General features: G+C 35.1%; 12 protein-coding genes. 7 read left to right on the top strand and 5 right to left on the bottom strand.

Going from position 1 to position 11,278, the window contains the following annotated elements; all coding sequences use genetic code 11:
• The first annotated feature begins 98 nt into the window (after positions 1–98).
• Genes J3U27_RS03815 through fliR form a run of 7 tightly spaced genes read left to right on the top strand, consistent with a single transcriptional unit; the run spans position 99 to position 4,181 of the window.
• Positions 99–560, top strand: a complete 462-nt coding sequence (locus J3U27_RS03815; RefSeq protein WP_065561871.1) for a flagellar basal body-associated FliL family protein — start codon at positions 99–101, stop codon at positions 558–560.
• Between the two features lie 5 nt (positions 561–565).
• Positions 566–1,597 carry a flagellar motor switch protein FliM gene (gene fliM / locus J3U27_RS03810; protein WP_267342399.1) on the top strand — a complete coding sequence of 344 codons (1,032 nt, stop codon included), beginning with the start codon at positions 566–568 and terminating at the stop codon, positions 1,595–1,597.
• Between the two features lie 46 nt (positions 1,598–1,643).
• Positions 1,644–1,958 carry a flagellar motor switch protein FliN gene (gene fliN, locus J3U27_RS03805; protein WP_370632649.1) on the top strand — a complete coding sequence of 105 codons (315 nt, stop codon included), beginning with the start codon at positions 1,644–1,646 and terminating at the stop codon, positions 1,956–1,958.
• A 13-nt stretch (positions 1,959–1,971) separates the two neighbouring features.
• On the top strand, positions 1,972–2,343 hold the full coding sequence (fliO, locus tag J3U27_RS03800) for a flagellar biosynthetic protein FliO (protein ID WP_267376859.1): 372 nt from the start codon (positions 1,972–1,974) through the stop codon (positions 2,341–2,343).
• A gap of 1 nt (position 2,344) precedes the next feature.
• Complete coding sequence (gene fliP, locus J3U27_RS03795) at positions 2,345–3,088, top strand: flagellar type III secretion system pore protein FliP (protein WP_267332238.1); 744 nt, start codon at positions 2,345–2,347, stop codon at positions 3,086–3,088.
• Between the two features lie 14 nt (positions 3,089–3,102).
• Entirely contained in the window at positions 3,103–3,372 is a 270-nt protein-coding gene (gene fliQ / locus J3U27_RS03790; RefSeq protein WP_065561876.1) for a flagellar biosynthesis protein FliQ, read from the top strand.
• A 5-nt stretch (positions 3,373–3,377) separates the two neighbouring features.
• Positions 3,378–4,181, top strand: a complete 804-nt coding sequence (gene fliR, locus J3U27_RS03785; protein WP_065561877.1) for a flagellar biosynthetic protein FliR — start codon at positions 3,378–3,380, stop codon at positions 4,179–4,181.
• Between the two features lie 131 nt (positions 4,182–4,312).
• On the opposite strand, the gene J3U27_RS03780 is transcribed toward fliR, so the two are convergent.
• From J3U27_RS03780 to miaB, 5 genes are all read right to left on the bottom strand, one after another.
• Positions 4,313–5,494, bottom strand: coding sequence for a serine hydrolase (locus tag J3U27_RS03780; protein WP_267376857.1), 1,182 nt, complete (start codon positions 5,492–5,494; stop codon positions 4,313–4,315).
• 14 nt (positions 5,495–5,508) lie between these two features.
• Positions 5,509–6,615 carry a peptidoglycan glycosyltransferase MrdB gene (gene mrdB, locus J3U27_RS03775; RefSeq protein ID WP_267332171.1) on the bottom strand — a complete coding sequence of 369 codons (1,107 nt, stop codon included), beginning with the start codon at positions 6,613–6,615 and terminating at the stop codon, positions 5,509–5,511.
• 2 nt (positions 6,616–6,617) lie between these two features.
• Positions 6,618–8,555: a penicillin-binding protein 2 gene (gene mrdA / locus J3U27_RS03770; protein ID WP_370632650.1), complete on the bottom strand. Its 1,938-nt coding sequence runs from the start codon at positions 8,553–8,555 to the stop codon at positions 6,618–6,620.
• Positions 8,556–8,584: 29 nt separating this feature from the next.
• Positions 8,585–9,586 (bottom strand): PhoH family protein, encoded by a 1,002-nt coding sequence (locus J3U27_RS03765; protein WP_267330854.1) that lies wholly within the window; start codon positions 9,584–9,586, stop codon positions 8,585–8,587.
• A 91-nt stretch (positions 9,587–9,677) separates the two neighbouring features.
• The gene (gene miaB / locus J3U27_RS03760) at positions 9,678–11,105 is read right to left on the bottom strand and encodes a tRNA (N6-isopentenyl adenosine(37)-C2)-methylthiotransferase MiaB (RefSeq protein ID WP_220225482.1); all 1,428 of its coding nucleotides are present in this window, start codon (positions 11,103–11,105) and stop codon (positions 9,678–9,680) included.
• Between the last annotated feature and the right edge of the window lie 173 nt (positions 11,106–11,278).

Here is an 11,278-nt window from a genome sequence, read left to right as displayed (position 1 = left end):
ATTCTTCCAATTAATTCTCAAAGCATGATTTATTATTTTGGTAATTTTTGGCTATTTAAATAGACATTTCATTAATTTTCATTGAGACAATAATAAATATGCAAACTACCAAGAAAAAAATAAGTATTTTAAATCTAGTACTTATTTTAATTACCCTTTTAGCAACAGGTTTTGCTGCTTATTTATGGTTACAAGATTCTCCTAAAACGACGCCCCATGTAGAACCAGAAGTGTTATCACCGGTTTTTTTAACATTAAAACCTTTCACAATTTCACTTCCACCATCTAAAGAAAATTTAGAAATCAATAAAATTCTATACGTAGGTATGGTGTTACGCGTCGCTGATGAAGAACAAAAAACCGTTTTATTAGATTATCTTCCTGAAGTAAGAAGTGACGTACTTTTGTTAACTTCAAAACAATACGTTAATAATTTAAAGAAAGAGTCAGGCAAACTTGAATTACAAGAGCAGATAAAAATGGCATTATCTCGCCAATATGATGCAAAACATTCAGTAAAAATTGATGAAGTTCTATTTACTGATTTCATTGTAAGGTAATTATCATGTCTGATAAGCTTCAACCTAATACCGATAAAAGTGAATCTTTGCATTCACAAAATAATTCAGCCAGCATAAAAAATGATGCTGAGCAAAATTATCATTTACAACAAAGTAAACGGACTGAAGTTAAGCCTTATGATATATCAGTTAAACATAGCTTTATCCCTGAAAGACTAACCGCGTTAGAGATTATTAATGAACGCTTTGCACGTCAATTTAGAATTGGATTATTTAATTTATTACGCCGAAATACTGATGTTATAACCTCACCCATTGAACCCCAAACGTTTAAAGAGTTTTCACATGTTTCAGCAACCAATCATTTAAATTTAGTTCATCTTAACCCTTTGCGGGGAAGTTGCTTATTTTCATTTTCACCTGAATTAGTATTTATTGTTGTTGATACTCTTTTTGGTGGGGATGGCCATACTACTAATGTTGATACTGAAGGACGAGAGTTTACTCATACTGAGCAAGAGATTATTCGACGAGTATTAGGTCTAGCATTAACTACTTATCAAAGTTCCTGGATTGACGTATACAACATTGAAACTGAATACATCCGCTCTGAAGTAGAAAGCAAATTTACCAACATTACCAGCTCGCCTGACGATGTTGTGTTAACTTCATCATTTTTAGTCGAAATTGGTAATTTTAAAGGAACATTTTGCATATGTATTCCTTATGCAATGGTTGAACCAATTAAAGAGCTATTAATTAAACCACCGATAGAAAACCAAACTCACCAAGATGATAACGTGTGGATGAGCTCACTGACGAGTGGTATTAAACAATCAACCGTTGAGTTAGTCGCAAACTTTACAAACATACAAACAACTGTTGCCAAATTATTAGCATTAAAAGTCAGTGATATTTTGGATATCGAAAAACCAACAAGCCTTGATGTCACCATTGGCGGTGTACCAGTATTAAAAGGTCATTATGGTAGCGTAAATAAACAATATGCAATCCAAGTAGATCAGATAAGCAATCCAGTTTTAGAACAATTGAATGAAGGAGTGTTCAATGAGTGATATACCAAGTGATGATAGCCAACTAAATATTAGTGATGAATCAATAATGAAAGAAGCTATTTTCGAAACCCTTTCACCACAACCAACAGACGTAAAAAAGCAAGATATTAACCTTATCCTAGATATTCCAGTTAATCTAAGCGTAGAACTTGGTCGAACCAAAATGGCCATTAAAGATCTTTTAAATTTAACTCAGGGTTCAGTTATAGCCTTAGACGGTTTAGCTGGTGAACCTTTAGACATCCTTATTAATGGCTATTTAATTGCGCAAGGTGAAATCGTTGTAGTTGGAGATAATTATGGAGTACGAATTACCGATATTATTACTCCATCAGAACGTGTTCGTAGATTAAGCCGTTAAAAATGAGATAACCATGAACCAAAATTTATCCGCCATTCCAGTAGAATCAAGCCTATATAGCCAGATCGGCATGGCATTTTTTTGTGTAATTGCTGTTATCTTATTTTTAGCATGGATAATAAAACGAATTGGTTGGAAAAAGTCTACGAAACAATTCATTGATATTAAAGCAACTTATAATATAAGTGCTAAAGAGCGCATTCTTCTGGTTTATGTTGATCATCAATTACTGGTAGTTGGTGTTACTGCACAACAAATGACATTACTGCACACCATAAATGAACAACGCACTGAAATGTTATTAGCTGAGCCCGCTGAGGTTGAGCAATTGTCAAAAAGTAACCTGTTTAATCAGATATTACAATCTGTGTTAGACAAGAGGTAAGATAGTGCGGTTAATACATATTATTTTGCTAAACGTACTGTTTTTTAGTCAATGTAGTTTTGCTCAATTATCACCATTAACAATTGTTTCTCAAACACCCTATCAAGAAGGACAAAGTTGGTCTTTACCTGTTGAAACCTTAGTCTTTTTAACTTTACTCACTTTTATCCCAATTATTCTACTACTAATGACGAGTTTTACTCGGATCATTATTGTATTAGGATTATTGCGAAGTGCACTTGGCACACAATCTGCACCACCTAATCAAGTGATAATAGGCATTGCGTTATTTATGACATTTTTTATCATGTCACCAACACTCGATAAAATATATCAAGAGGCGTATGTACCTTATTCGAAACAACAAATCACCATGCAAGAAGGGTTAAATGAAGCAACAAAACCGCTTCGTGAATTTATGCTCTCTCAGACTCGTGAAAGCGATTTAGGGTTATTTGTAAATATGTCTCATACGAATGAAATTCAAACTCGTGAAGATATCCCACTACGAATTTTGGTGCCGGCTTTTATCGTTAGTGAACTCAAAACCGCTTTTCAAATTGGCTTTACACTGTTTATTCCTTTCTTAGTAATTGATTTAGTTGTCGCCAGTACCTTAATGGCGTTAGGGATGATGATGGTCCCACCCGCAACGGTATCTCTACCATTTAAAATTATGTTGTTTGTATTAGCTGATGGCTGGCACTTACTATTAGGCTCGTTAGCACAAAGTTTTTTTAGTTAAAGTAAAGGAATATAATGCCATCTGAATATATTAGCCATTTCGCCATACAAGCCATCAAGGTTGCAGCATCGCTTGCTGGTCCTTTATTAATAGCGGCACTGGTCACAGGATTAATCATCAGTTTACTACAAGCAGCAACCCAAATTAATGAGATGACGTTATCTTTCATCCCAAAAATTTTGGCTGTTATCCTAGTATTAATTATTTTAGGTCCATCAATGCTAACCACAATGATCGACTATATTCGCCTTGTCATCACTAGCATTCCCAACCTAACAAGTTAACCTTAATGGATTTAGCTATTGTCGATCTATTGAATATTGATTTTTTTGCTTGGGTTCAATCAAGTTTTCTCCCTTTTGTTCGTATTTTAGCTTTAATTATGGTCGCACCAATCACTGGCGAAAAAGAAGTACCAAACCGTGTAAAAATAGGTTTAGCAATACTTATTGTCATTGTGTTACCTTTACCAAAGTTAGACGACAACCTTACCCTTTATTCATTAATGGGCATCTGGATTATTGCTCAGCAAATCATGATTGGCATCCTAATTGGTTTTGCAATACAACTTACCTTTATGACGGTTAGATTTTCGGGGGAGTTAATTAGTATGCAAATGGGATTAGGAATGGCCACTTTTTATGATCCTATCAGCGGTCCATCAACCTCGGTATTATCACGTTTAATTAATATTATTGCTATGTTGATATTTCTTAGTTTAGATGGTCATTTATGGTTACTTTACGGATTAGCTAACAGTTTTGATATCATTCCTATTACGGTCTATCCTTTAAAACAAAACGGCTATTTAGCCTTAATCGAAATAACGGGTCTATTATTTAATAACGGTATTATGTTGGCATTACCATTAATGACATTATTACTTATTATTAATCTGTCATTGGGCTTATTAAATAGATTTACACCACAACTATCAATTTTTGTGGTCGGCTACCCGCTTACATTATTATGTGGGCTAACGATGTTATCGTATCTATTTTCTGCTTTACCATTGTTTGTCGAATCAATTTTAGAACAGATCTTTTCAACAATTTCTCGCATCTTAATCTATCTTGCTGATGTATCTACTTAGTAAAAAAAGTTGAGGAACGGGGTTTTTGAACGCCTAAATTAGAGATAATTAATGCTTGATAAAATCAAATTTTGCTTAAAATAAAAAACCGCTGCGTAAACAAAAGTCACACAGCGGTTATTAAGAAAAAATTAATTAAATAATTTATGGAATTGTAAACATATCCAATCCCAAATGCCGCCGAAGAATCCAGTTTCCTCAATATTTTCAAGCGCAACTAAAGATTGTTCATTGATAACTTTATCATCCAATAAAAATTGAATTTTACCAACCGCGGTTCCTTTGGTTATTGGTGCATAAATGTAATCATCAATGGTATATTGCACTTTAACATCTGATGAACGACCTTTTGGCACTGTGATATAAGCGCCATTGATCGCACCTAATTTAACTTTATTTTCATCACCATACCAAATTGACTCAATCGCGAGTGGATCATTGGGTTTTACTGGATTTGCCGTTTCAAAGAATCTGAATCCCCACGTAAGTAATTTTTTACTTTCTTCTTCACGACCTTTAAATGTTCGACCACCCAATACCGCTGAAATTAAACGTGTATTACCATCAACAGCAGAAGCAACAAGGTTATAACCGGCTGCGTTAGTATGTCCAGTTTTAATGCCATCTACATTTAATGTAGTATCCCAAAGTAATCCATTACGATTCATTTGAGGTTTAGAAAGATTGTAGGTAAATTCTTTTTCTTTATAAATTGCATATTCTTTTGGTAAGTCACGGATTAAAGCCTGACCTAACAACGCCATATCTTTAGCTGTGGTATATTGACCCGGTGCATCAAGTCCGTGCACAGTTTCAAAATGAGTGTGTTGTAATCCAATTTTTTTCGCATATTCATTCATCAAATTAACGAAAGCACCTTGGCTACCTGCAACATGTTCAGCCATAGCAATACATGCGTCGTTACCCGATTGAATAATGATACCTTTATTTAAATCAGAGACCGAAACAGTCTTACCGACTTCTAAAAACATTAATGATGAGCCTTTTAATACTGGGTTACCTGTTGCCCAAGCATCTTTACTCACTAATACCATATCATCATTTTTAATTCGGCCTGATTCTAAGGCTTGACCAACAACATAACTTGTCATCATTTTAGTTAAACTTGCTGGATCACGTTGTTGTTCCGCATTATATTGCGCTAAAATTTCGCCAGATTTGGCATCCATTAAAATATACGCTTCAGCATCTAGTTGTGGAATAGCCGGTATAGGAAAAGCCATTTCCGCAGAAGCAGAAGAACATATTGCGAGCACTAATAATCCAAAAGATAATTTAAATTTCTTTTTCATTTATAAAAATTCCGTTAAATGTTTTTAGATAACATATATCGATGAGTGTGAATAGACATCATAATGCCAAAACTTGCCATTAAAACGACTAATGATGAGCCACCATAACTTATTAGTGGTAATGGTACACCAACTACTGGCAATATTCCACTGACCATACCGATATTAATAAATACATAGACAAAAAAGACCAAAATTAAACCACCAGAAAGGATTCGGCCAAAAGTCGTTTGTGCTTGAGAAGCAATAATCAAACCTCTAATTATTAAGCATAAGAATAAGACCAGCAAAATAATCGAGCCAATAAAGCCAAACTCTTCTGCGATGACTGAAAAAATGAAATCAGTATGGCGTTCAGGTAAAAATTCTAACTGTGACTGGGTACCTTCTAGCCAGCCTTTGCCCCATATTCCACCTGATCCAATTGCTGTTTTAGATTGAAGAATATGATAGCCAGTACCATTAGGGTCACGTTCAGGATTAATTAGCGTTAATACTCGTTCACGTTGATAATCGTGCATTAAGTAGAACCACATAATCGGTACAAAGATAGCCAACAATATCAAAGCAACAAGAATAAATCGCCAATTAATACCAGCCAAAAAGATAATAAAAATACCAGACATGACAATTAAAATAGCAGTTCCCAAATCGGGTTGCATTGCCACCAATAGTGTTGGCACACCGATAATAGCTAATGTTTGTAAGGTCGTTTTTAGTGGTGGAGGGCAACCATCACGATGAATAAATTTAGCTACCATTAAAGGAACAGCAATTTTAGCAATTTCTGAGGGTTGAAAACGAATAACTCCTAAGTCTAACCAGCGTTGAGCGCCTTTACTGGTGTAGCCAAAAATATCAACCAATAGTAATATAAAAATACAGGCAATATAAAGATAAGGTGCCCACTGTTCATAACTTCTTGGTGAAAACTGTGCAAAGACAATCATCACAAAAAAACCAAGTAATATTTGGATCACTCTTTTTTGCATCATATCTATATCTTGGCCGCTAGCACTCCATAGAATATAAAGACTATAACCAAGTAGTAAAGAGATAAATAAGCAAAAAAGCGGATCGATATGTATCTTTTGCCAAAAAGATTTCTTAATATTATTCATCATTAATCTTCATGTCCTGTATTAGGTGATTCATCGTTTAATTCCGTTGAGTTATCACCTTCAAGATAATAATCTAGTATCTTACGTGCGACTGCACCACCGTTGGAGCTTCCTCCTCCCCCATTTTCTAGAACAATCGCTAAGGCTATTTTCGGTTTATCGTAAGGTGCGTAAGCAATAAATAAAGCATGATCGCGTAAATGTTCAGGTATTCTATGTGCGTTATAGGTTTCGTTTTCTTTTAAACCATAAACTTGAGCAGTACCTGATTTACCCGCGGCTTGATATTTAGCGCCTGCATAAACTTTACGCGCGGTGCCTCGAGCACCAAACATTACTCGGTGCATACCTTCTTTTGCTAATGCCCAATAGGTTGGATTAACATCAACAAGACTGTTTTTTTCAATATATTTTGATGGATCAATCAGTGGTTGATTTTGATTGGTATTGATAATGTCGCTCTTTTTATATAATAAAAAGTGTGGTGTATAGGTTTTACCATTATTAATTAGTGTAGTTAATGCTTTAGCCATTTGCATTGGCGTTGCTGTCCAATAACCTTGACCTATACCGACAGGAATAGTGTCTCCTTGTAACCAAGATTTTTTATGGCGTTTTAATTTCCATTCACGACTTGGCATGACAGCTCGTGTCTCTTCACTAGGCGAAATATCAATGCCTGTTCGCTGGCCATAACCAAACTTAGTCATCCATAAATTTAAGCGATCTATCCCCATGTCATATGCAACTTGGTAAAAATAGGTATCTACTGATTCTTCTATCGCTCGTAATACATCGACATGACCATGTCCCCATTTTAACCAGTCTCGATAACGTCTTTCAGTACCCGGTAATTGCCACCAACCAGGATCGTTAACCACACTTTTTGGTGAAACAACGCCTTCACTTAATGCTGCTATCGAAATAAATGGTTTAACAGTTGAAGCTGGGGGATAAGCACCGAGCAAGGCACGGTTAAATAGTGGTTTACTTGGATCATTAAGTAACTCACTATATTTCTTACTTGAAATACCACCTACAAAGTCGTTTGAATCATAACTTGGGCTTGATACCATTGCTAATATTTCACCATTATTTGGATTAATAGCAACAACCGATGCTTTACGGCCAGCAAGCAGTGATTCAATATAGAGTTGTAATTTGAGATTAATGGATAAATAGATATCTTCACCCGCTTGTGGTGGATGTTGTTCAAGTAAGCGAACAATACGACCTCGGCTATTGACTTCAACCTTTTCGTTACCCGCCGTGCCATGTAAAACATCTTCGTAATATCGTTCAATCCCCATTTTTCCAATATTAAAGGTAGCCACGTAATTGCTAGCTTTATTTTCTTCTTCTAGACGTTGCTTATCTTGACTGTTTATTTTAGATATATAACCAAGAATATGGGTAAGTGAAGCACCGTATGGATAATATCGATGTTGAATTTTTACAATCGATACAAAAGGAAATCGATGCTGATCAACAATAAACCGAGCAATTTGTTTTTCGGTTAAGTTTTCTTTAAGTGGTACAGGACGATGAGATCGATAATTTCTTCGCTCCTTTTGGAAGTTTTCAATATCTTCATCAGTTAAATCAACAATCTTTTTTAATTGTTCAAATTGCTCATTAAGGTTTTTAGTTTTGTCAGGAACAATATTAAGTTGATAGGTAATATTATTTATCGCTAATGGCGTGCCATTACGATCATAAATCATACCGCGACTTGGAGGAATAGGAATAATTTCAATACGATTATTGTTCGATTTGGTGCTGTAATAACTAAAATTCGATATTTGCAAATCAGCTAAATTGGCTAATAATACAAAAATTAGTAGTATAATTACGACAAATGCAAACAGTGCTCTACGCAAAAATAAGTTTGTTTCTGCGGAGTGATCGCGAATATAGCCTTTTTTTGTTTTACCTGAAATAGAGATAATCTAACTCCTCTAAATTCTGTTTATAGATGTTCTTTTTGTTCCCATTTTTCATAAGCATTAACAATTCTAGCTACCACAGGATGGCGAACTACATCTTCACTCTTGAAAAAATTAAAACTAATATCTTCAACTTCATTTAATACTTCTATTGCGTGACGTAACCCAGATTTTTGATGACGAGGTAAATCTATTTGGGTTATATCACCCGTTATTACCGCTTTAGAATTAAAACCAATGCGCGTTAAAAACATTTTCATTTGTTCTATCGTTGTGTTTTGGCTTTCATCAAGAATAATAAATGCATCATTGAGTGTACGCCCACGCATATAAGCTAACGGTGCAACTTCAATCACACTTTTTTCAATTAGTTTTTCGACTTTTTCAAAACCAAGCATTTCAAATAAAGCATCGTAAAGCGGACGCAAATAAGGATCGACTTTTTGGCTTAAATCACCTGGTAAAAAACCCAATTTTTCACCGGCTTCAACTGCAGGGCGTGTTAATACAATTCGTCTAACTTGTTGTTTTTCAAGTGCATCAACTGCGGCAGCTACAGCTAAATAGGTTTTACCTGTACCAGCAGGACCGATACCAAAAGAGATGTCATAATCTAATACATGAGCAATATATTGTGCTTGATTAGGCGTGCGGGGTTTTATTACTCCTCGCTTGGTCTTTATCATCACTTGTTTGCTACCATGCAGATCAACATAACTAGGTGCGTGTTCATTAGCTTTTTCTAACGCACCTGATTCTTTAATAGCTAAATGTATCTGCTCTGGTTCTATATCGACAATACTGTCTTTTACTTTAGTTTGTTTATACAGCGATTGTAAAATCTCAGTTGCCGCTTTTGCACAAATTGTATCGCCAGTAATAGCAAATTGATTACCCCGATGGTTTATTTCTAATCCTAATCGTCGTTCAAGTTGTTTGATATTGTCATCATAAGGACCACAAAGACTATTAAGCCGCTGATTATCTGCTGGTTCAAGCATTGTTTCATATGTCGTAATATTCAAAGATATGTCCCCAAATCGTTTATTTTAAACACGTTCTTTTGAGCCAAAATTTATCAACATGTTATATATTATTATTTCAATCATTATTTAATTATGGTTGATAGATAGCCACACCTAAATCGTTTTCTTTACGGGTACGAGAGATGACCGATATTGGTGATTCGCTCACACGTAAATTCATCTGATCCTCTGTTCTTACTACTTTACCACGCAATGAGTTAGGATAAACATCGGTAATTTCAACATCAACAAATTTACCAATCATATCCGGACTACCTTCAAAATTAACAATACGATTATTTTCTGTTCGTCCAGTTAATTCCATAAGATCCTTTTTAGAAGGGCCTTCAACTAAAATACGTTGCACAGTATTTAACATGCGACGACTAAATTGCATTGCTTGTTGATTGATTCGTTCTTGGAGAATATAGAGCCTTTGTTTTTTCTCTTCTTCAGAAACGTTATCTTCCATTTCAGCAGCAGGTGTACCTGGTCGTGCTGAATAGACAAAGCTATAACTTAAATCAAAATTAACATCAGCAATGAGTTTCATGGTTTGTTCAAAATCTTCTTGGGTTTCACCAGGGAATCCAACAATAAAGTCTGAACTAATTTGAATGTCAGGACGAACTTTGCGTAATTTGCGAATGATTGATTTATATTCAATTGCTGTATGAGTGCGTTTCATTAAATTTAACACTCGGTCAGAACCACTTTGTACCGGCAAATGTAAAAAGTTAACCAGTTCTGGCGTATCACGATATACATCGATGATATCATCAGTAAATTCAATTGGATGGCTGGTTGTAAAGCGAATGCGATCAATACCATCAATAGCAGCAACTAAGCGTAGTAGTTCAGCGAAAGAACAAATATCACCATCGAAAGTTGGCCCTCGATAAGCATTTACATTTTGACCCAGTAAATTAACTTCGCGTACACCTTGTTCAGCAAGTTGAGCTATTTCATAAATTACATCATCACAAGGTCGGCTCACCTCTTCACCACGGGTGTAAGGTACCACACAATAAGTACAGTATTTATTACATCCTTCCATAATTGAAACAAAAGCTGTTGGACCTTCACTGCGAGGTTCGGGTAAACGGTCAAATTTTTCAATTTCAGGAAAACTAACATCAACCACATGATGGCCATTACCACTACGAATTTGTTCAATCATCTCGGGTAAACGATGAAAAGTTTGTGGTCCAAAAATAATATCAACAAAAGGAGCACGCTTACGGATATGTGCACCTTCTTGTGATGCTACGCAACCACCTACACCAATGATGATATCAGGGTTATGTTGTTTTAAATTTTTCCAACGGCCTAGTTGATGAAAGACTTTTTCTTGGGCTTTTTCTCGAATAGAGCAAGTATTTAATAGTAAAATATCTGCTTCTTCGGCATTTTCTGTTAAAGTTAAACCATGGGTGGATTCAAGGAGATCTGCCATTTTTGTTGAATCATATTCATTCATTTGGCAACCCCAAGTTTTGATATGTAATTTTTTGCTCATCAATAACTCAGCTATATTTAATTGTTAAAATGAAAACGGGTTTAAATCCGTGATTTTAGCGTGCCATATTGTAATCCTTTGTGATTGTAGGGTCTATAATTAATATAAAAAACTATATTTATATGCTTTATTTAGAAAATAATGTCTAATTAGTAATTAATCTATCGAAAAAA

The organism is Gilliamella sp. B2911, assembly GCF_026536965.1.
GTDB lineage: Bacteria > Pseudomonadota > Gammaproteobacteria > Enterobacterales > Orbaceae > Gilliamella > Gilliamella apicola_E.
This window is presented reverse-complemented; position numbering and strand designations above follow the sequence as displayed.

Bases quoted from the DNA above. Each gene is read 5' to 3' on its own strand.
- fliQ (WP_065561876.1), top strand. From the start codon at position 3,103: ATGCCATCTGAATATATTAGCCATTTCGCCATACAAGCCATCAAGGTT.
- fliN (WP_370632649.1), top strand. From the start codon at position 1,644: ATGAAAGAAGCTATTTTCGAAACCCTTTCACCACAACCAACAGACGTA.
- J3U27_RS03780 (WP_267376857.1), bottom strand. From the start codon at position 5,494: ATGAAAAAGAAATTTAAATTATCTTTTGGATTATTAGTGCTCGCAATA.
- miaB (WP_220225482.1), bottom strand. From the start codon at position 11,105: ATGAGCAAAAAATTACATATCAAAACTTGGGGTTGCCAAATGAATGAA.
- fliO (WP_267376859.1), top strand. From the start codon at position 1,972: ATGAACCAAAATTTATCCGCCATTCCAGTAGAATCAAGCCTATATAGC.
- fliR (WP_065561877.1), top strand. From the start codon at position 3,378: ATGGATTTAGCTATTGTCGATCTATTGAATATTGATTTTTTTGCTTGG.
- mrdB (WP_267332171.1), bottom strand. From the start codon at position 6,615: ATGAATAATATTAAGAAATCTTTTTGGCAAAAGATACATATCGATCCG.
- fliM (WP_267342399.1), top strand. From the start codon at position 566: ATGTCTGATAAGCTTCAACCTAATACCGATAAAAGTGAATCTTTGCAT.
- J3U27_RS03815 (WP_065561871.1), top strand. From the start codon at position 99: ATGCAAACTACCAAGAAAAAAATAAGTATTTTAAATCTAGTACTTATT.